This window comes from Pedobacter sp. MC2016-24 (assembly GCF_015223055.1).
Taxonomy (GTDB): Bacteria; Bacteroidota; Bacteroidia; order Sphingobacteriales; family Sphingobacteriaceae; genus Pedobacter.
In genome coordinates this window covers 22,774-41,513 of the sequence record NZ_JADFBX010000016.1, presented here as the reverse complement: position 1 = coordinate 41,513, position 18,740 = coordinate 22,774, and the positions used below count along the sequence as shown (strand labels likewise).

Genomic DNA, 18,740 nt, shown 5'->3' with positions numbered 1-18,740 from the left:
TAGTTATATGTACCTTTGTGACGAAACAAAATTATTGGTTTCAACTTATATTACACATTAAATTACAGATACATTGTTATTCGAAGAATTAAACCTGATTGAGCCCATTTTAAAAGCGCTCCAAACAGAAGGTTACACACAACCTACCCCCATACAAGAGCAATCCATTCCATCTATATTACAAGGCCGAGATTTATTGGGCTGTGCGCAAACTGGTACCGGAAAAACCGCAGCATTTGCCATTCCAATGCTTCAATTGCTGAGTAAACCACACATCAATACGAAAGTACACAAAACCATTAAAGCATTGGTTTTAACGCCTACGCGTGAACTTGCCATTCAAATTGAAGAGAGTTTTAAAGCTTATGGCCGGAACTTGCCAATCAAGCATCTGGTGATCTTTGGTGGTGTTGGACAAAAAGCACAAACCGATGCATTACACCGTGGTGTGGATATCCTGGTCGCAACGCCAGGTCGTTTGTTAGACTTGATGAACCAGGGTTTTGTCAGTCTGCGCGATATTGAACTTTTTGTACTGGATGAGGCCGACAGGATGCTGGACATGGGTTTTATCCACGATGTAAAAAAAGTGATTGCTAAATTACCAGCCAAGCGTCAGACTTTATTTTTCTCGGCTACCATGCCTAAAGAAATCCAGGTACTGGCCAATACCATTTTAACAGATCCAATCAAAGTAGAGGTTACCCCGGTTTCTTCTACCGCTGAAAAAATTCAGCAACAGATCTTCTTTGTAGAGAAACACGACAAGAAAGATTTATTGCACCATATTTTAAAAGATAAAACCATTGAAACTGCACTGGTATTTTCACGTACCAAACATGGCGCAGACCGGATCGTTAAAGATCTGATCAAAGTTGGTGTTAAAGCGGAAGCCATTCATGGTAATAAGTCGCAAAATGCCAGACAAAGGGCATTGACCAATTTCAAAGCTAAAACCACACGGATCCTTGTCGCCACAGACATTGCAGCCCGTGGTATTGATGTGGATGAGCTGGCACATGTAATCAATTACGAATTGCCGAACATTCCTGAAACTTATGTACACCGTATCGGCCGTACCGGTCGCGCAGGTTTAAGTGGTACTGCATTTTCATTCTGCGATCCGGAAGAAAAAGAGTTTTTAGATGATATTGAGAAACTGATCGGTCTTAAAATTCCGGTTACAGAAGATCATCCTTATGCGATGAGCTGGCAAAGCCTGCTTTCAGGTGCTGCTGCTGCAAAGTCAAAAGGAAAAGCGAAACCTGCAAGGGGCGCCAGACCAGACAGACCTGCAAGAACAGAGAAAGGGCCGAGAACAGAGAAAACGGAAAGACAACCGAATTTGAGCGGAGCGAAAAGGAGTGCTAATAGTGGTAACAGGCGGTGGGGTAAAAATTAAGTGATCTGTTTTCGGGCTGGCATAATTTGCGCTGAAGAAGCGCAAAAGACGCCTAGGCCCTCTTCCAGACACTGAATTTTTAGTGAGTAAAACAAAAAAGGAAGCCTTGAACGAAGGCTTCCTTTTTTGTTACTTGATATTTGTTACTTGATTATTTTTTATTGGTTACTTGATATCTTGAGTATTTGTTACTTGATTACTTGTTTATCGTTTACCTGATATCTTGTTGATTTGGATGAGTGGTGGTTATTGGGCAGGCGGTACGGATTTTAAGCCTTCAATACCTACACTTACTTCTTCTGCTTCGTCTTTGTTGCGTTTGCCTTTCTTTTTCTTCTTTTTATCACCTCCGCTCAGGCGTTCTTCAAGTACTTTATCAAATTCAGCAATCTGATCGCCTTTCAGGACGGTTTTAATGCTGTTGTTGGTGTCATTTTGCATTTTGTAGAACTTGGTAACCTCATCTTCATTGGAGGTACCGGCCTGCTGCTTTTTAATCAGGTCGAGCTGGTGTTTGCACATGTCAAAGGTGTAATTATAGATTACACTTTTTTGCGTTGGATTTAATTTCAGACGCTTTTCCAGTTCATCGACGCTTTTAGTTGCCATTTCTTGTGGAGTAGGCATTTTTGGATTGGATTGCGCATTGCTGAATTGAACAAATCCAAGCAACATGAAGGCCATTAAAATATATGTTTTCATCGTACTATTATTCTAGGCCTGCAATTTAAAGATTATCATCGGATACTACAACAACTGAAATGTATGCGGTGAGGGCAAAATGAGATTAAAAACGGCTGGTGACCGAATCAATCAGCTGGGTAAAGTATGGGAAATAAATGGTACCCCATAAAGGACGGCTTAAAAAACGGACGGTTCTTTTTTCAGGGGTGTAATACAAGACCGGTATTTCGAATGCTGACCAGTGTTTTTTAGTTAATTTTTCACAAAATGCAGCTCCGCTCCGATCGATGTTGCTTCCCTGCAAAATAGCCACAGAGCCTACGCCAGACTGTAAACCACGTGGCCAGCCCTGGTTATTTCGGGTGGAATACTCAAAACATGCTTTTGAAAAATGTTCAATGAAAGCCTGGTCTATCAATTGATCCGTTGAGCCGATGATCACAAATGTGTTCAATTGTGTCGCTAACCAGGACCATTTGAAAACTTTCTGATAGCCGATTGAACAGTTAATTCCGCCAATGACATCCTGTCCGACATAAATGCCTTCTTCCTTTAAAACGTCTGCTGCTGATTTTAATTCCATAAAATTTAAATAAGGGGTTGATTAAATTTAGTAAATGTGATTCTTTATGGATTCATGCATTGCAAATAACCGGCCAGTTTAATTCAAATTTTCAGGCAGTCCCAGCAACTAAATTCCGTTTCTTTTGTTATTTAATTTTAATATCTTGTATATGGCTTATATAAGTTAAACAACAAAATCTATGAAAAACACAAAAAACAAAATGATGGCTTTGATAATGGCTGCTGCCGTTATGACTGCGGCTTTTACGGGCTGTAAAAGTACACCAAAAGATTCGGACGTAAAGGCCGGGGTTGAAACCGCCATTCAATCCAGTCCCACTGCAACCAACGTAACGGTATCTGTTGACCAGGGCATTGCTACGCTGACAGGGCAGGTCCCAGATCAGGGCAGTAAAGATAGTCTGGAAAAAACAGCTGCAGCAGTTGCAGGCGTAAAATCAGTCATCAACAACCTGACCATTACCCCAGCTACGCCGGTGAGCGTAAGCATGGATGACCCATTGGCTGCTGCAGTGAAGGATGCAACCAAGGATTATCCTACCGTAACGGGAACAGTTGCAGACGGTGTAATCAGCTTGAAAGGAGAAATCCAGAAAGCCAATCTGCAGAAATTAATGATGACCCTACAGGCTTTAAAACCTAAAAAAGTGGAAACTGCTGGTTTAACTGTTAAATAAGAACAAAATGGCTTTACAAGAGAAATATAAGGAACTGATAGATGCAGCAAATACTGCAGGCGTCGGCAACCTGAGCGTGCGGGAACAAGATGGCGTTTTGTACATTGACGGAACGACCAACGGAACGGTTAAACAACAACTTTGGGATACTTATGAACGCCTGGATCCAAATTATGCATCCGGAGACCTGGTCATGAATATCAACAGTGTTGCTGGTGTTGTTGAAGGTGCTCAACTGAAAGTGACCACCAACAGTTCAAACCTGAATATCCGCAAAGGCCCGAGTACCAACGACGAGATTGTCGGGAAAGCTGCCAGACATGAGGTGGTTACCCTGGTGTCTAAAGAAAACGACCAATGGTGGGTGGTCAAAACGGCCGATGGCGAACAGGGCTATGCGTATACGCAGTACCTGACGCCAATTGGGTAAAAATTTGTTTCGCTCGTCCTGCTGAATTCATTTCAGCAGGACGAGCTTAAATATCCTCCTTACCGCGCGGTATTATTCGGCCGGACATAGACCATTTGCATCACATTGATGTTTCGCATCGCAAATGCCGCTTCACAATAATTTAAATAATATTGCCATTTACGGATGAAGCGTTCGTCGAATCCGAGTGCTTTTACCGCATTGAGATTGACATTGAACTGCTCGAACCACAATTTCAGGGTCCTGGCATAATCCAGCCCCATATCTTTAAGATCTACCAGGGTCAGATCGCCCGTTTTGTTAACCGCGTCATTAATTTTGGCAACGGAGGGCAATAAGGAGCCTGGAAAAATGTGTTTCTGAATCCAGTCGACCCCTTTTCTCAAATGATCATACCTGGAATCCGGACTTGTTATTACCTGAAAAGCTAAAATCCCATCCTGCTTCAACAGTTCATCACACTTGGCAAAATAGGTTTCATAATAGTTATGCCCTACTGCTTCCAGCATTTCGATGGAGACAATTTTATCGTATTTACCTTGCAGGTCACGGTAATCACAGATCACAATATCGACCAGTGCCGACAAACCTGCTGCTTCTACCCTGGCTACTGCAAGCTTTTGTTGTGCTACGGAAATGGTTACAGAAGTCACCCGGCAACCGTAGTTTTTAGCCATATATATTGCATTCCCTCCCCAGCCGCTACCAATCTCCAGCACATGGTCTGTCGATTGAAGTTTAAGCTGCCGGCACAACCTTTCATATTTAGCATATTGAGATTCCAGCAAGGATAGGTCGTCACGATAAAAATAACCGCTGGAATACGTCATGCTGGGATCCAGGAAAGTCGCAAAGAAATCATTGTTGAGGTCATAATGCTCCGCAATATTCTTTTGGGAACCGGAGATGCTGTTGGCCCTGCCATTATGATACAAGCGGTTTAACCACTTGAACAGGTTTAAAGCCAAACCTTTTGCTTTACTTCCGGAAACAGAGGGCGCATTTTCGATGTTCAGCAAGACCCATTTGATCACATTGGTGATGTTGTCCGTTTCCCACATGCCATCTACGTAAGCTTCTCCGAAACCAATATCCCCGTACAAAACCAGTCTTTTAAAAAACATCGGGTCCTTAATCTCGATATGCGCTTCATTTTTTGCGCCTTCAGTTCCAATCTGAATCCGCTCGCCACTGGGCAAGGTCAGGCTCAAACTGCCGCAAGTCATCCTGGCCAGCGCGTTTAAAACAGCATGCTCATAAAATCCGGTTCTACTTTTAACTATGGAAAGCGATGACATGATACTCTAGTATTTATTGATATGGTTTATATACGTCTTTCTGAAGATTTCGGTTTGAAGCTTTTTTATGAAAAGATAAGTTTTTCTTCCATAATAAAAAAGCCTGCCAGTGAATTAATATCATCACCCGCAATGGAATCAACGGAATGGAGAAAAAACAGCGGAGCAGATTGCCATTAGTCAATCCTTTTCGTTGTCCTTTTAGTGTGCTGATGAAAAAGCGTTTTCCTTCCTGGTCATAGTCGTCAATTTTTATGTCCAGATTTTCGGTTGGAATCTGCAGGTTAAAATCAAAAAACGTATCCAGATCCGTGAAGGGGGACACGTAAAAATATTTTTGGGCGCGCTGCCTGAAACGATCACCATGCAGGTCCTGCTTTCCAATAAAAAACATTTTCATTTCCCTGAAAGTATTGCTGATCTCTGCTACTGCACAAAGCGGTTCCTGGTTTTCATCATAACAGAAATAAAAAGACACCGGGTTAAAGTTATAACCCAGTACCGCCAGGTTGGTCAGCAGCATGACCCTGCCATTGCCAAGCACAATGTCTTTTTCAGCCAGGTAGGTGGTTAAATGCTCCCGCACAGTTTTTTGCTGATCAGGCTGATCTTTGGGCAGCTGGAGGTGATCGCGGTCCCTGAAATTAAACAAATTGAAGCGATTGTGCCCCAGCCAGCGAAACTTGCGGCTCAGTAAATCCATTTCATCCAAATCCACATAGAACAGATACACCTTATACCAGAAACCATGCTTTTTTGGAGCAAGCCGGTGGTGCATCACATGACATATGTACAAGCAAGAATTCAAGGTCTGATATTTAGCTATATTGATTTATAAATTTTTGCACAGCGCCACTGCACTGGCGTAAGCATCTTCATGAAAACCATATTTAAAGTAACTACCGCAATAATATACCGGGCCATTTACATTTAACAGCGGCAATTCGGCCTGGGCCTGCATGGCCGCGACATCAAAAAGCGGATGCTCATAGGCAATCTCTTTAATCACCTTTGCCGGATCCAGGGCCTGAGAGGGATTAATCGACACAAAATAATTCTGCTGATCAGATACCTGCTGTAACCTGTTCATCCAATAGATGGTGCTGGGCACCAACCGATCGCCATCTTTTTCCACGCGGTAGTTCCAACTGCTCCAGGCCAGTTTCTTTTTCGGCATTAAACTTTCATCGGTGTGTAACACGGCTTTGTTGGGCTGATATTTAAATTTAGACAACAGTCTTTCTTCATCTTTTGTCTGCCGATCGACAATCCGGTAAGCCTGGTCGGCGTGGCAAGCCATAATCACCTTATCAAACATCGCTACAGTACCATCGGCTGTACGGACCTGTACGCGGCCGTCATCCTGCCTCAATACGGAATGGACTGGCGTATTCAGTTTAATCCGGTCCTTAAAAGGTTTGATCAACAATAGGCGGTAAGCCTGGCTCCCCTGGTGCAGGGTATACCACTGATGCTGGCTGTTTAACCCTAAAAAACCATGATTTTTAAAAAACCGGATTAAGGACACTGCCGGAAAATCGAGGATCTGCTCCATTGGGGCCGACCATACCGCAGCACTCATGGGAATCAGGTATTTCCACAACATGTCTTCGCTGTAGCCAAAGGTTTTGATGAAACGGCCGATGGAGTAATCGGCATAGGCCGGATCATCCAAGATCTCTACACTTTGCTTATTGAAGCGGTTGATTTGCAACAGCATTTTTAAAAAAGAAGGATTGAGGATATTCCTGCGCTGGGCAAAAAGATGGTTTAAACTTGATCCGCTGTATTCCAGCTTACTGGAAAGGTATTGCACACTGAAAGACATGTCCGTCTTTTTAACCGGAGCTTTCAATTCTTCAAACAACTGGCACAAATGGGGATAGGTCTGGTAATTGAAAACCATAAAACCCGTGTCTATGTAAACCGGTTTTCCCTGCTCTTCGATCACCACCGTATTGGTATGACCGCCAATATAGTCCGCAGATTCGTAAAAAGTAAGCTCATATTTGTCCTTCAACAGATGGCCGCAGCCCATCCCGGCAATACCGGTACCTATAATGGCCATTTTTTCCATCAGGCGTTCTTTTTAAACAAATAATGACAAACCATCCATTCATTGCCATTGCGATAGCCAAACAGCTCGGCACAGGCCATGTAAAACAAGCGCCAGTATACCCACCATTTCACCGCCTGACCGGCACCATACGTTTGCTCAAAAATGGGCATGATCTCTTTCCTGTGTGCATCCATATTTTGCAGCCAGGCTTCGGCGGTTTTCGCATAATGCCTGCCATTGACCACCCAGTGTTTGCTGACGCTCAGATCATCATTGAAGTAAAACAGCAAATGATTGGAGGGCATGATCCCACCGGTAAAAAAGTACTTGCTCATCCAATCGCTTTCATCTTTTACTTCGAACTTGTATGCGAGGGTCTGGTGGGTAAAAATATGGACAAACAATTTACCTTCATCCTTTAGAAAGCCCGAGATCTTTTTCAACAGCAATTTGTAGTTGCGCATGTGCTCAAACATTTCAACGGAGACCACCCGGTCAAACTTTTGTGCAATTTCAAAAGTATTGATATCTGCGGTAATGACCCTGAGGTTGCTGATGCCGCGTGTCCGTGCAGCTTCATCGATATAAGTCTTTTGTGTAGCGGAATTGGATACGACCGTAAATTGGCTTGAAGGATACCTGGACGACATGTACAGCGAAAGAGAACCCCAGCCGCAGCCCAGCTCCAGCACTTCCTGCCCATCGGCCAACTCCGCCCGCTCACAAGTCAAAGCCAGCATGTCTGCTTCTGCGGTATCCAGGGCCGTTACGCCGGGATTCCAGTAGGCACTTGAATATTTTAGGTGTTTACCCAAACAATAGCGGTAAAATTCCGTTGGCACTTCATAATGTTGCTGATTGGCATCTGCGGTGTGTATGGCTATCTCTGAATTTTTCAGCTCCAGGATCAGTTCATTAAACTTCAATTGCTGCAGTTCGGCATCGTCGCTTTGCTCATCAGCCAGGCGTTGTTTTAATAATCTTTGAATGCCCATGCGCAAAAGCGTGTCGGGTAATTTATCTTTTTCTATTAAACTGTCGTACCACATGCAGCGTATCAATTAGGTTATTGTCTAATGTTATATTAAGGTATCAATATTATTCCAAAAAGCCCGGAATCCATTTACAATAGCATACGTTATTTTTAAACATACAGATGCTGCAAAGTCCTAAAAAGAGGGCTTCAACCTAATTATCAGTAGGATAATTTTCGAAAACTTAAGCTTTTTTAAACCAGGGAACGAATACGCTGGTGGTTTGCTGATATTTGCGGTACAAATCGCCTTTGGAACGCAGCGCCTGTTCTTCTGTGGCAGGGATCCCCGTTACTTTGAAAAGCAGGTAACAAATGATCAGGGGACTGATGATGGCCAGCAAGCCCCAGGGCGCCGTAAGGGCAAAAAGAAAATAGGCGAACCACATCAGCGACTGAAAAAAATAGTTGGGGTGTCTCGAATAATTCCAGAGGCCGGCATCGCAGACCTTCCCCTTATTGCGGGGATCTTTTTTAAAGGCAGACAGTTGCCAGTCGGCCAGCCCTTCACCGATTACAGCAATCAGCCAAAGGCCGATTCCAATCTGTTCGACCAGTTGCAAAACCGGGTTTTTATGCAGTGCGATCAGGAAAAATGGAATGGCGAGCACCACATTGGAGATGGCCTGAAACTGAAAGAACCAGAAGAAATTCCGGTTTTCATGACCTGCCCATTCCAGGCGCAATTGTTTATAACGTCCTTCTTCTTCCTGCAGGTGCCCAATGACACGGGCATAGAGGTGGAGGCCCAACCGGAGTCCGGCTATGACCACCATGGAACAGATTAAAGTTTTCCGTACTTCCCAGCCATCGGCCAGGAAGTACAGCAAACAGGCAATTAATGGAAAATTGAAAGCCCAGAAAACATCTACTACCCCTGCATTTTTAATGCGCGTTGCCCAAAGCCAAACCAGGGTCATGACGATGCAGCATGCCGCTAAACTAATGAGTACAAGAGATAGCGGGTTCATAGGCTTTAGGTTTTTCTAATGGTGATGATGCGCATCCAATGCATCACTTTCATCAATGGATAGGTTGGATCAAACTCAAACCACTTTGAAGCAAAGTTCGGATTATTCGGCTTTTTATGGTGGTTGTTTTGAAACAGTTCGCCCAGCATTAAAAAATCCAATGGCAATGAATTTTTACTGTGGTCATTGTTGTCGTGGTTGGAATAGCCATATTTATGACCACACCAGTTCACAATGGCTCCGTGAATCGGCCCCATTAAAAAGTGAATCGGCAACAATAAAAACATCCACCATGCCGTAGCGAAAGTGACATAGAACCAAACATAAAAACTGATGAAAATGATCCGGGTAATCCAGGAATCACCGATTTTATCGATGATCGGCCAGGACGGATAATTGTCCCTGAACTGCTCCTCCGGCTCTACATTGTATTTGGAGTAGTTCAGATAAATATTTTTCGTCTGGATCATCATGCCCCATACATCTTTAACAAAGTGTGGGGAATGCGGGTCTTTTTCCGTATCACTGAATGCATGGTGCATCCGGTGTAAAATTGCATAGGCCCTCGGGTTTAAAAACGAGGAGCCCTGCGAAAGAAAAGTAATGATATAAAAGAATTTCTCCCAGAAAGTATTCATTTTAAACATCTTATGCGATGCATAACGGTGTAAAAAGAAAGTTTGTGAAAAAAGGGAAAGAAACCAATGTAAAAGAAAGAAAAGTAAAATAACCATATAAGGTAATAACGAATTTTATAGGTATTTAGTTCTTATCTTCCAAAATCATCCTGTACCCTAACGATATCATCTTCGTTTGAAGGATTTTCCGGATCGGTATGTTGCCAGATTTCAGAAACAATACCCCAGTCGTCTAAACCAATCAGACGGTGTCTTTCACCTTGTTTCAATTTGATGGTCTGACCGGCAGAAAGTTTTTGTACTTCACCTTGTTCGTCGGTATCGCTGGTGATTACACCTACCGTACCATTCACTACTCTCCAGATTTCTGCGCGACGGTGGTGGTACTGCCATGATAAGCGGGTATCCGGTGCTACTATTAAAATTTTCGGACTCAGTTTACCTGAGATCTTCAAATCATCCACATTTAACTTCTCAAAATAGATATTGGCGAATTGCTGTGCCTGAGCCTCATCAATTACAAAGAAACCGCCCCATGGTCTGGTTTCATCCCTGTTTACAACATTAAATCCTTCAATTTTTAAGCGTTGTGCAACGCCGTCGAAAATTTCTTTTTTTTGATCTGACATTTATTTTTTGGTCTTGATTAATTTTTCAAATATAATTAATCTGAATTAAATCGATAAGCATTTATGACAATCGGTCTATTGCCAAAAGATCCTGGTTTAAATCGGCAATGAGCTCATAAATCAGACTGACATTCTTATCATCAGCCGGTAATTCCCGGTTTAAGATGTGGGTGTATACTTCCAGGAATTCATTGTTGTCATAAAACTCATCCGGCAATTCCAGTTCCCTGGTACGGAGCTGTGAAGCGGTATGGTATAGCAGATTGGCGATTGAAAAATATACCGCATTCAAGTTCGTCAGCATATCGCGGTAGCTTTTGTTTTCCCAATCGATGATGTAGACAAAAAAGTTAGAAGAGGCCAGCTCATTGTAAGTTTCATTTTCCATCACTTCCAGTTCATCCAGGTTATTGATCATCAGATAGGTTTTGGAACAATCAATGACCTTGTCTATCGAATTCAATAACCATTGCACGACCGGATCATCTACCGCATCTAACAATTCAAAATCCTCAGCGGCAATAGAATCTGCGGGGATCAGGCCCTTTAAATCAGACAAATCGCGCTCATAGGCCAGTAAGAAGCCATACTTACAGTACTCACTAATAATAAAACTGAGTACATGTGGTACCAGTCCTTTTATCTCATCTTCCAAAATACTCCTCCTTCATTAACAATTTGAAGGTAAATACATCTGTGGACATTACAAAATGTACTTAGCCTTTGATCCCACCGAAAATACTGAACATGATGATACAGAGCACAATCAGTGTGATGAAAATATACAATTTATCGCGTTCCAGTACAAAAGCAAATAAAGAGCAGATGATTCTCAATATCGGCGTTGCGATGAGTATCAGCACCCCCAGCTGGATAATTTCAGTGGTACTGAACTGGAATGCGCCTTTAAAAATTCCGTTAAAAGTGGTGTAACCGGCGCCTTCACCCTTAAATACCCGGTAATCCGGAACGGCCAGCTGACCATGCTGGTTGAGGTATAAAACCCCACCAATGAGCACCACAATACTGGCTGTAACCACCCCGATGATCAGGATCCGGCCCACCAGCTGTTCTACATCTTTATCTGCCCAAAAGCTTTTTGACAATATCTTTTTCATCTTTTCTTAAAATTTATGGTGATAACCGTTGTAAATCATTTCGATGGCCACAAAGGTAATGGCGACACAAAAGATGATGCGGAGTACTTTGGGATTGATGCGCGTTAACAGTTTCGAGCCTGTAAAAGCACCGGCCAAAACGCCCAGGATCACCGGAAATGCAATGCCGGGATCCATATATCCCCTTTGTAGATACACCACGGCACTGGCCGCAGCGGTTACACCGATCATGAAATTACTGGTGGTGGTACTCACTTTGAAGGGGATTTTCATGGTCGTATCCATAGCCAATACCTTCAGCGCACCAGAACCAATTCCCAGCAGACCGGACACGACACCCGCTACCGTCATCATCGAAAAGCCGCCGATGACGTTGGTCAGTTTGTACTCGACCAATGCGCCATTGACAGGATAGTTATTGTTGAGTTTCAGCAAAGCTGCCAGCCTGCTGCCTTCCGTTAAAGCTTCCGTATTTTTTTTTCTTAAGGTCATTGCTGCTGAAAAAATCAGGATCAGGCCAAAGAGGATGGCAATGGTATTGGTTGGGGTATATACTGCAATTAAAGCACCAATTACAGCACCGATGGTCGTCGCAATTTCCAGGAACATGCCCAGGCGGATATTGGTAATCCCTTCCTTGACATAGGCGCTGGCTGCCCCGGAGGAAGTCGCGATGGACGCGAGCAGTGCCGCCCCGATCGCATACCTGATGTCGACGTGAAAAACCAGGGTCAACAAGGGAATTACGACAACTCCGCCGCCGAGGCCGGTTAAAGAACCCAATAAACCGGCTAAATAGGCGCCGGCCAGTAAAATTAAAGTAAATATGAGTATGCTCATGGTTAATAATTATTGTCGAGAATCTGTTGAAGTACCTGCTGTGCCTGTTTCGGCTTCCTGCTTTTTATCGCCCTGAACAATTGTTCATGCAGGTGGTGGCTCATGGCAAAATGCTGGATGCCGGATTGCTCCCTTTCTGAAAAGAACTTACGGATGATTGAGGTGAAGCTGATGTAAAGTTCTGCCAGTGCCGAATTTGCAGCGGCCTGGGCAATGGCGGAGTGAAAGGCAATATCTGCATCGATGCAGTCCTGCTGTGCAGCGCTATGGATGGCCAGTTTTCTGGCATCGAGGTGCCTGGATACCTCGGCAAGCTGACTTTCGTTGTGGTGAATGGCAGCCAATCTGACCAGTTCATTTTCCAGCAAGCGGCGCACGCTGTTCACCTCTTCAAAATCCGCCCTGATGAGCTTTTGATCAATGCTCTCAGTGGTATCCGCAGTGGCTACAAAAGTACCAGAGCCCTGCTGCACCTTTAATACGCCAGAGATGGCGAGTGATTTGATGGCCTCCCGTATGGTCGACCTCCCTACCGCATATTGCTTCATCAGCTCAGGTTCAGCAGGGATCTTTTGTCCCTCCAGGTAAACTCCCGAAGCAATGTCTTTTTTAATTTGTTCCGTTACCCGGTCAGACAGTTTTCCGCTCATTGTTGCTTATTTTTTTTGCATAAACTGATTAAATCATCAGCCATTACAGGAGACAAACGTATGATGTTTAAAACAAACATCATACCTTTCGCAATAAATTTTAGATTTAGATTACAAAATTTATAAATATGCCTACATTTGGCTTTGTAAAAATTAACGACTCTATGCACAGAATTATCCTCGCATTGCTTTTAACAGCAAGCTTTCAAACTGCTTTTTCTCAGTCCGGTAAAATTGAAGATTTATACCTGGATTATACCACGGTTCGGAATTCACCGGATCAAAAAGCTGCAAAAGAAAAAACCCAGGCTTTACTGGCCCGTTCCGCAGAGCTCAACGAAAAGCAGGTTGCCAATGTCAATTACCACATGGCCCGCATTTATGAAGAACAAAAGCAGCCCGATCTGGCCATTCCACATTATGAAAAGGTAATCAAAATGGTACCCGGATATTATGTAGCACAACGTGCACTGGGCTTTTTATTACTCGAAAAATCTAATGTTCTGGCCAATAAAGTTACTGCAGCAGCAAAAGCAAAAAATGCCACTTTGCATGCAGAAAGCTTTAAGGCCTACAAAAAGCAGATCCTGGCTTTACTTCCATACCTGGAAAAATCGCAGGCCTGCGATGCAGACGAACGCACACTTCAGACCATTACCAATCTGTATAAAAGCATTAAAGAACCCGGACTATTTAGTACGCTGAGCACGCGTTTGAAAGAAAAAGGAGCAGACTGTGTGACCTTGCTGGATGATTGATCCGGCAATCAGGCTTTGGCGGTAAAGCTGTCCATTAAGCGCATTGACAAAATGGCCTCATCTGCTGTACATGGATTTTCTGCCCGGCCTAAGAAATACTGCGTTACCTTTTCAATCATGGGTTGCTCTACGTGCGGGATCGGATCAAAGATAAACTCCTCTTCATCCCCGTCCTTACTCAGGGTAACTTTGTTTCCGAATATCGGGAAGCTGATTTTACCCTGACTGCCATAAATCTCACAGCGGTCGGCCTGATCAGCCTTTGCGACCGTGAAACACCAGGTTCCATTAAAAACCACCCCATTTTTGAATAAAATATGCCCGATCACCAGGTCGTCTACCTGGGCAACCTGCCCCTGACTGGCGCCTAATCCGGAAGCGGACTGAGGATCGCCAAAAAAATAGACCATCAAATCCAGCTGGTGCGGAGCCAGATCGTGAAACAGGCCACCACCGGATATGGCAGGATCTAAACGCCAATTGGTTGCCGAATTGGCGATGATATTGGAATCTGCGGGTTGCAACATCTTCAACTGGGCAAAACGAATGTCGCCAATAACCTGTGCATCAATCAGCTGTTTGACTTTCAAAAACATGGGCTGGGCGCGCCTGTAATGCGCTACACTCAATTTGGTCAGATATTGTTCCGCAGCTTCCTTCATCCGCTGTGCGGCCGCAGCATTCAACGCCATGGGTTTTTCCACATAAACAGGCTTACCAACCGCCAGGGCCATGATGGTATAGGCTTCATGCTGCAGCGGTGGTGTGGCAATATAGATGGCATTGACTTCAGGATCATTGATCAATTCCGCTGCATCGCTATACCATTTCGGCACGCCATGCCTGGCTGCATAATCGGCAGCTTTTGCGGCATCTCTGCGCATCACCGCAACCAGTGAAGAATTGGCTACCTTATTAAATGCGGGTCCGCTTTTTACCTCTGTTACATCTCCGCATCCTAAAATGCCCCATTTAATTTCCTGCATATCTTTTGATCCTGTTTTCCTGTATTGGATTTGCTAAATTAACAAATGCGGATGCCATTAGCAATACGGGCTAAACTACCCCAGCAGCTAAAGAATCTGATTTAACCTTAGATACTGGATTAGCATTATGGTTTTGGCATCTTTGATTTCACCGTTGGCAACCATTTCCATCGCCCGGGTAAAATCAAGCTCCAAGACTTCAATGTTTTCCTGTTCATGTTCAACACCTCCACCCTCGTTTACTTTCATGGAGGCACTATATTCTGCAATAAAGAAATACAGAATTTCGGTGACTGAACCCGGCGACATGTAAGCCTCAAAAACTTTTTTCACCTCAGTGATGCGGTAACCGGTTTCCTCTTCTGTTTCCCTCCGGATGCAGTCTTCAGGATTATCTTTGTCCAGCAAGCCTGCGCAAGCCTCGATCAGCATGCCGGATGGGTTTCCATTCAAATACGTGGGCAATCGGAACTGACGGGTCAGAATTACGGTTTTCTTTACTTTATGATACAATAAAATTACCGCACCGTTTCCCCTGTCATAGGCTTCACGGCTCTGCACTTCCCGCTTGCCAGCCTTGAAATATTCATAAGTAACTTTCCGTAGGGTATACCAGTTGTCAGACAGTACTTCTGTCTCTAAAATCTTCAGTTGATCAATCATATTACAGTAACGTATGAGCGGGGCAATTTAGCATTAAATTACGGCTGGAAAATGAATTTATAAAATTCCGGAAATTCCCGGTGCCAAAACCATTCACTGTGTTTACCATCGGCAGGTTCCAGCATCCGGATGTTCTTCAGCTTTCCTTTGGGATTTAAAAGCTGGTACATCTGCTCCATGTCTGTTGACATGCTCCCGCCTTCCATTCCTCCCGTCACAAAATAGACCTTTGCTTTTGTCCCTTTTGGCAACAAGGCAGCAACCTCTTTATACACCTCAGGTGCAATCCAGAAGGCTGCAGAAAACACCCCTGCATTGCCAAATACCTTAGGATACCTGGCCAGGGCGTACATAGAAATCAATCCACCCATTGAACTGCCCGCAATGCTGGTATGTTTCGCATCCCTTAAAGTTCTGTAATGCGCATCAATGTAAGGTTTTAAGGTTTCCACCAGGAACGCTACATAGGCTTTCCCCGCTCCTTTACCATACTTACTGTCGTACGGATTGTACTCTTTCAGCCGATCTTCCCCGCCGTGGTCAATGCCAACCACAATGGCCTGTTGAATATTGGTCTGATACAAACTGTCTAAAATCTCGTCTACATTCCACTCCCCATAAGCGGAAGTCTTTGCATCAAATACATTTTGCCCGTCATGCATGTAAAGCACAGGATATTTTTTAGCTGATGCTGCATAGCCCTGCGGCAAATAAATCCAGATCCTGCGCTGCTTATTTAATTGGGGCATTTTAAAGGCAGTATCGATCACCTGCACATTTGGGGAGCGGGTCGGTTTAACCTGCGCCCTGGTAAACCAGGGCAAAACCAATAATATCAATATATACAGATATCTAGACATGGCTATATTTTTTAAACAAGATAACCATAATCTGTTAATGAAGGGTAAGCACCTTTAAGGCCTTAATCAATTGTGCCACATCAAAATCGGCCGGGAGTTCCAGCACAATCGGCTCGGCATTCATGCCATTGTTCCCAGTGCTGCTCCTTACTTTTAAGACCAATTGTTCGGGAAGTTCAAAATAACTCAGGTCTTTTTTCAGGCAAGTCAGGTACCTGGATTGCTGGGGCCATTCGATACGGAACGCTGCATCAGTCATGGCGGCAGACAAACAAATATGATTGCCATTTTCTGCAACCAGGTCAATAAGCATACCTTCAGTCCATTTTTCTGTTGCAGGATAGGCTGCCTTTTTTACATAAAATATCATAAGATGGTGAAGGTAAAAACTTTATCCTTATATTTGCGGAAATATTATTGTCATGCAACTGATTAAACATATCCAAAAATCACACATTAGCCCGTCTTATTGGTTAATGCGGCTGGATATGGGCAATTTTCCTGGTTCCAAGCCAAGCACTTTTAGCTAGACAACGTCTTACACAGACAACATCATTTAATCATTTTACATCACCCATTTGTTAAGGAGTATTGAACCCTTAGCGAAACAACATAGATCCTAATGGACATTTTATATACTGTAGAAGAAAAATATTTACAGGCAATCGAGGAGTTACATTACGGTGAACTACCTAAGGCATTACACTATTTCAATGAAATCATTGAGATAGCGCCTGGTTATGCCCGCGCTTATTACCAACTTGGTTGTTTTTATCATTACCAATTTAAAAATTATCAAACCGCAGGTTATTACTATAAGAAGTGTATTGAACTCGAAGCCGAATTTCCGGACGTTTACGAGCATTACCTGCGACTGCTGATTTTGCTGAAACTGGACAAAAGCATTGAAACTGCGGCCGAAAAAGCGCTCAGCATTCCTGGTGTTTGTAAAGCCAACATCTACGAAAGCCTGGGCGTATATCAGGAAGAACAGCATCAATTTGACAAGGCTAAAGCACATTACAGCGCTGCAGCCTTAGCCACATCAAGTCAGACTGATCATACTTTGATTCAAGATCACCTGAAACGCATTGAAGAAAAGAAAAATGCTGCAAAACGCATGACTTATGCTTATCAGGGTAATTGACGATGTCAATTGCCCTGATACCTTCCAGGATCAACCGGGTTTTTAACCCAGGCAAAAGATCGGAATGCCAACTTCTGGCCTGGGCAAGCTAAGCGCTTCGACCAGGCCATAACTATCTTCCTGTAAGCGATACCGGACAATTTGCCCATCGAGCACCGTAAAATGTGCAGAAAACATGGAGTTATACACAGATCCTGTCCTCAACATTCTGGAGCTAAACATCCCGGTGGCAATGGCAAATTCATCCTCCACTAAAATGTGGTCAATGTGTGCCTGAATGGGGTCTATGCTAGACCACAAGAGTTCAAAAAAGGCCCTGATTTCCACCCTACCCCTCCGCTTTCCCAACCATGGAGCCAGATCTTCATTCCCGGGAATGTCCCAGTCTACCGTTTCCGAGAACAGGGACACCAGCACATCCAGGTTGCGGGTGGCTAATGCCTGATAAAAACTTTGAACTAATTTACGGGTTCTGGCGGTCTGGTTTGCGGTCATGATGACAAGTTTAAGGTGAATGGTGAATTTGGATACAAATAAAAAAGGCTGCACTGACAACCTTATGTCAGTACAGCCTGAAGTATTTTAAAATTTACTTAGCGATAACTACAAATCCGCAGCGCCAAACATCAGCACCAGCTTGTCGCCTGCATATAGGTTCAAGGTCTGGTCTGCCACATCATAACGGAAAGCCTTATCGCCAATCGTAGTCAGAAACTGATGTTCCAATTTATTCCGTTCATCACTGCAAGCCATCATTGTTCCGGCCATTTGTTTGAAACTCAATTTGCCTTCGGTTCTTTCAAAGCCTCCGAAAAAGCCATTACATCCGGATTTACCATGCACACTTTTCTTCACAGCGTCAAACACCATGTACACCGGCGAATTTTCCTGTGTTACGCCATCCATCTGGATCAGTTTCCATTTGTGCTTCAGTACATAATCCCAGACTGTAGTATTGGTTTTCATTTTCACTTTTTTGACTACTTTTTTCAATTTATACACATAAGCTGAGGCATCTGCAGGAACGTTTTTACGTTTGGTTCTATCGACCAGCAGGACGTAACGGTAACCCGGCTGATATTTAAAACCAGAGATTTCAGTATAAAACATCTCCCAGTCTTTGCTGTTCTTATATTTCACCTGCATACAGGTCATAGGGGCCATGCCAGTACAACTGGCCAGATCTTCTTTAACCACCAGCCTGATTAAATCAGCTTTGCTGACCATTGAGATTCCAACAATTAACCCAAGCGTTAAAATCAATTTTGAAGCGATATTTTTCATCATGATACTTTTCATTTTTGTGTTTTTA

At 43.6% G+C, this 18,740-nt stretch carries 24 protein-coding genes; 5 read left to right on the top strand and 19 right to left on the bottom strand.

The genetic code is table 11. The annotated features are described in order from the left end of the window. Positions 1–73 precede the first annotated feature (73 nt). Positions 74–1,402, top strand: coding sequence for a DEAD/DEAH box helicase (locus tag IM797_RS24035; protein ID WP_194129761.1), 1,329 nt, complete (start codon positions 74–76; stop codon positions 1,400–1,402). 246 nt (positions 1,403–1,648) lie between these two features. Here IM797_RS24035 and IM797_RS24030 read toward each other — a convergent pair whose 3' ends face one another. Both IM797_RS24030 and IM797_RS24025 read right to left on the bottom strand, forming a co-directional pair. Continuing rightward, a complete protein-coding gene (locus IM797_RS24030) occupies positions 1,649–2,104 on the bottom strand; it encodes a hypothetical protein (RefSeq protein ID WP_194129760.1) in 456 nt (151 codons plus the stop codon). An 85-nt stretch (positions 2,105–2,189) separates the two neighbouring features. Beyond that, complete coding sequence (locus IM797_RS24025; protein ID WP_194129759.1) at positions 2,190–2,669, bottom strand: hypothetical protein; 480 nt, start codon at positions 2,667–2,669, stop codon at positions 2,190–2,192. A gap of 181 nt (positions 2,670–2,850) precedes the next feature. Here IM797_RS24025 and IM797_RS24020 point away from each other — a divergent pair, with 181 nt between their 5' ends. After that, complete coding sequence (locus IM797_RS24020; protein WP_194129758.1) at positions 2,851–3,348, top strand: BON domain-containing protein; 498 nt, start codon at positions 2,851–2,853, stop codon at positions 3,346–3,348. 7 nt (positions 3,349–3,355) lie between these two features. Continuing rightward, positions 3,356–3,778, top strand: coding sequence for an SH3 domain-containing protein (locus IM797_RS24015; RefSeq protein WP_194129757.1), 423 nt, complete (start codon positions 3,356–3,358; stop codon positions 3,776–3,778). Between the two features lie 59 nt (positions 3,779–3,837). Here IM797_RS24015 and IM797_RS24010 read toward each other — a convergent pair whose 3' ends face one another. From IM797_RS24010 to IM797_RS23960, 11 genes are all read right to left on the bottom strand, one after another. Next, complete coding sequence (locus tag IM797_RS24010; protein WP_194129756.1) at positions 3,838–5,076, bottom strand: cyclopropane-fatty-acyl-phospholipid synthase family protein; 1,239 nt, start codon at positions 5,074–5,076, stop codon at positions 3,838–3,840. 13 nt (positions 5,077–5,089) lie between these two features. Beyond that, entirely contained in the window at positions 5,090–5,884 is a 795-nt protein-coding gene (locus IM797_RS24005) for a DUF1365 domain-containing protein (protein ID WP_194129755.1), read from the bottom strand. Positions 5,885–5,908: 24 nt separating this feature from the next. Next, the gene (locus tag IM797_RS24000) at positions 5,909–7,153 is read right to left on the bottom strand and encodes an NAD(P)/FAD-dependent oxidoreductase (RefSeq protein ID WP_194129754.1); all 1,245 of its coding nucleotides are present in this window, start codon (positions 7,151–7,153) and stop codon (positions 5,909–5,911) included. After that, complete coding sequence (locus IM797_RS23995) at positions 7,153–8,184, bottom strand: cyclopropane-fatty-acyl-phospholipid synthase family protein (protein ID WP_194129753.1); 1,032 nt, start codon at positions 8,182–8,184, stop codon at positions 7,153–7,155. Before IM797_RS23995 ends, IM797_RS24000 begins: the two co-directional genes overlap by 1 nt. Positions 8,185–8,353: 169 nt before the next feature. Further along, complete coding sequence (locus IM797_RS23990; protein ID WP_194129752.1) at positions 8,354–9,139, bottom strand: DUF1295 domain-containing protein; 786 nt, start codon at positions 9,137–9,139, stop codon at positions 8,354–8,356. Positions 9,140–9,144: 5 nt separating this feature from the next. After that, the gene (locus IM797_RS23985; RefSeq protein WP_194129751.1) at positions 9,145–9,873 is read right to left on the bottom strand and encodes an acyl-CoA desaturase; all 729 of its coding nucleotides are present in this window, start codon (positions 9,871–9,873) and stop codon (positions 9,145–9,147) included. A 35-nt stretch (positions 9,874–9,908) separates the two neighbouring features. Next, positions 9,909–10,406 (bottom strand): phosphoheptose isomerase, encoded by a 498-nt coding sequence (locus IM797_RS23980; RefSeq protein WP_194129750.1) that lies wholly within the window; start codon positions 10,404–10,406, stop codon positions 9,909–9,911. Between the two features lie 61 nt (positions 10,407–10,467). Beyond that, positions 10,468–11,061 carry a hypothetical protein gene (locus tag IM797_RS23975; RefSeq protein WP_194129749.1) on the bottom strand — a complete coding sequence of 198 codons (594 nt, stop codon included), beginning with the start codon at positions 11,059–11,061 and terminating at the stop codon, positions 10,468–10,470. 61 nt (positions 11,062–11,122) lie between these two features. Then, positions 11,123–11,524 carry a DUF1634 domain-containing protein gene (locus IM797_RS23970; RefSeq protein ID WP_194129748.1) on the bottom strand — a complete coding sequence of 134 codons (402 nt, stop codon included), beginning with the start codon at positions 11,522–11,524 and terminating at the stop codon, positions 11,123–11,125. A gap of 6 nt (positions 11,525–11,530) precedes the next feature. Beyond that, positions 11,531–12,364, bottom strand: coding sequence for a sulfite exporter TauE/SafE family protein (locus IM797_RS23965; protein ID WP_194129747.1), 834 nt, complete (start codon positions 12,362–12,364; stop codon positions 11,531–11,533). 2 nt (positions 12,365–12,366) lie between these two features. Further along, complete coding sequence (locus tag IM797_RS23960) at positions 12,367–13,014, bottom strand: FadR/GntR family transcriptional regulator (protein WP_194129746.1); 648 nt, start codon at positions 13,012–13,014, stop codon at positions 12,367–12,369. A gap of 164 nt (positions 13,015–13,178) precedes the next feature. Here IM797_RS23960 and IM797_RS23955 point away from each other — a divergent pair, with 164 nt between their 5' ends. Next, on the top strand, positions 13,179–13,772 hold the full coding sequence (locus IM797_RS23955) for a hypothetical protein (RefSeq protein WP_194129745.1): 594 nt from the start codon (positions 13,179–13,181) through the stop codon (positions 13,770–13,772). A gap of 8 nt (positions 13,773–13,780) precedes the next feature. On the opposite strand, the gene IM797_RS23950 is transcribed toward IM797_RS23955, so the two are convergent. The 4 genes from IM797_RS23950 to IM797_RS23935 form a co-directional block, all read right to left on the bottom strand. After that, the gene (locus tag IM797_RS23950) at positions 13,781–14,758 is read right to left on the bottom strand and encodes a Gfo/Idh/MocA family protein (RefSeq protein ID WP_194129744.1); all 978 of its coding nucleotides are present in this window, start codon (positions 14,756–14,758) and stop codon (positions 13,781–13,783) included. 87 nt (positions 14,759–14,845) lie between these two features. Next, positions 14,846–15,421, bottom strand: a complete 576-nt coding sequence (nudK, locus tag IM797_RS23945; RefSeq protein ID WP_194129743.1) for a GDP-mannose pyrophosphatase NudK — start codon at positions 15,419–15,421, stop codon at positions 14,846–14,848. A 38-nt stretch (positions 15,422–15,459) separates the two neighbouring features. Further along, positions 15,460–16,281 (bottom strand): alpha/beta hydrolase, encoded by an 822-nt coding sequence (locus tag IM797_RS23940; protein ID WP_194129742.1) that lies wholly within the window; start codon positions 16,279–16,281, stop codon positions 15,460–15,462. A 34-nt stretch (positions 16,282–16,315) separates the two neighbouring features. Beyond that, on the bottom strand, positions 16,316–16,651 hold the full coding sequence (locus IM797_RS23935) for a hypothetical protein (RefSeq protein ID WP_194129741.1): 336 nt from the start codon (positions 16,649–16,651) through the stop codon (positions 16,316–16,318). Between the two features lie 252 nt (positions 16,652–16,903). On the opposite strand from IM797_RS23935, the gene IM797_RS23930 reads away from it, so the two are divergent. Beyond that, the gene (locus IM797_RS23930; protein ID WP_194129740.1) at positions 16,904–17,428 is read left to right on the top strand and encodes a hypothetical protein; all 525 of its coding nucleotides are present in this window, start codon (positions 16,904–16,906) and stop codon (positions 17,426–17,428) included. A 42-nt stretch (positions 17,429–17,470) separates the two neighbouring features. On the opposite strand, the gene IM797_RS23925 is transcribed toward IM797_RS23930, so the two are convergent. Together IM797_RS23925 and IM797_RS23920 are read right to left on the bottom strand one after the other, a co-directional pair. Next, positions 17,471–17,923, bottom strand: coding sequence for a nuclear transport factor 2 family protein (locus IM797_RS23925; RefSeq protein WP_194129739.1), 453 nt, complete (start codon positions 17,921–17,923; stop codon positions 17,471–17,473). A gap of 108 nt (positions 17,924–18,031) precedes the next feature. After that, positions 18,032–18,727 (bottom strand): DUF4377 domain-containing protein, encoded by a 696-nt coding sequence (locus tag IM797_RS23920; RefSeq protein WP_194129738.1) that lies wholly within the window; start codon positions 18,725–18,727, stop codon positions 18,032–18,034. Positions 18,728–18,740 lie beyond the last annotated feature (13 nt).

Excerpts from the sequence above, each read along its gene's own strand:
- IM797_RS24030 (WP_194129760.1), bottom strand. The coding sequence starts at position 2,104 with ATGAAAACATATATTTTAATGGCCTTCATGTTGCTTGGATTTGTTCAA.
- IM797_RS24025 (WP_194129759.1), bottom strand. The coding sequence starts at position 2,669 with ATGGAATTAAAATCAGCAGCAGACGTTTTAAAGGAAGAAGGCATTTAT.
- IM797_RS24020 (WP_194129758.1), top strand. The coding sequence starts at position 2,851 with ATGAAAAACACAAAAAACAAAATGATGGCTTTGATAATGGCTGCTGCC.
- IM797_RS24015 (WP_194129757.1), top strand. The coding sequence starts at position 3,356 with ATGGCTTTACAAGAGAAATATAAGGAACTGATAGATGCAGCAAATACT.
- IM797_RS24010 (WP_194129756.1), bottom strand. The coding sequence starts at position 5,076 with ATGTCATCGCTTTCCATAGTTAAAAGTAGAACCGGATTTTATGAGCAT.
- IM797_RS24000 (WP_194129754.1), bottom strand. The coding sequence starts at position 7,153 with ATGGAAAAAATGGCCATTATAGGTACCGGTATTGCCGGGATGGGCTGC.
- IM797_RS23995 (WP_194129753.1), bottom strand. The coding sequence starts at position 8,184 with ATGTGGTACGACAGTTTAATAGAAAAAGATAAATTACCCGACACGCTT.
- IM797_RS23990 (WP_194129752.1), bottom strand. The coding sequence starts at position 9,139 with ATGAACCCGCTATCTCTTGTACTCATTAGTTTAGCGGCATGCTGCATC.
- IM797_RS23985 (WP_194129751.1), bottom strand. The coding sequence starts at position 9,873 with ATGGTTATTTTACTTTTCTTTCTTTTACATTGGTTTCTTTCCCTTTTT.
- IM797_RS23980 (WP_194129750.1), bottom strand. The coding sequence starts at position 10,406 with ATGTCAGATCAAAAAAAAGAAATTTTCGACGGCGTTGCACAACGCTTA.
- IM797_RS23970 (WP_194129748.1), bottom strand. The coding sequence starts at position 11,524 with ATGAAAAAGATATTGTCAAAAAGCTTTTGGGCAGATAAAGATGTAGAA.
- IM797_RS23965 (WP_194129747.1), bottom strand. The coding sequence starts at position 12,364 with ATGAGCATACTCATATTTACTTTAATTTTACTGGCCGGCGCCTATTTA.
- IM797_RS23960 (WP_194129746.1), bottom strand. The coding sequence starts at position 13,014 with ATGAGCGGAAAACTGTCTGACCGGGTAACGGAACAAATTAAAAAAGAC.
- IM797_RS23955 (WP_194129745.1), top strand. The coding sequence starts at position 13,179 with ATGCACAGAATTATCCTCGCATTGCTTTTAACAGCAAGCTTTCAAACT.
- IM797_RS23950 (WP_194129744.1), bottom strand. The coding sequence starts at position 14,758 with ATGCAGGAAATTAAATGGGGCATTTTAGGATGCGGAGATGTAACAGAG.
- nudK (WP_194129743.1), bottom strand. The coding sequence starts at position 15,421 with ATGATTGATCAACTGAAGATTTTAGAGACAGAAGTACTGTCTGACAAC.
- IM797_RS23940 (WP_194129742.1), bottom strand. The coding sequence starts at position 16,281 with ATGTCTAGATATCTGTATATATTGATATTATTGGTTTTGCCCTGGTTT.
- IM797_RS23935 (WP_194129741.1), bottom strand. The coding sequence starts at position 16,651 with ATGATATTTTATGTAAAAAAGGCAGCCTATCCTGCAACAGAAAAATGG.
- IM797_RS23930 (WP_194129740.1), top strand. The coding sequence starts at position 16,904 with ATGGACATTTTATATACTGTAGAAGAAAAATATTTACAGGCAATCGAG.
- IM797_RS23925 (WP_194129739.1), bottom strand. The coding sequence starts at position 17,923 with ATGACCGCAAACCAGACCGCCAGAACCCGTAAATTAGTTCAAAGTTTT.
- IM797_RS23920 (WP_194129738.1), bottom strand. The coding sequence starts at position 18,727 with ATGAAAAGTATCATGATGAAAAATATCGCTTCAAAATTGATTTTAACG.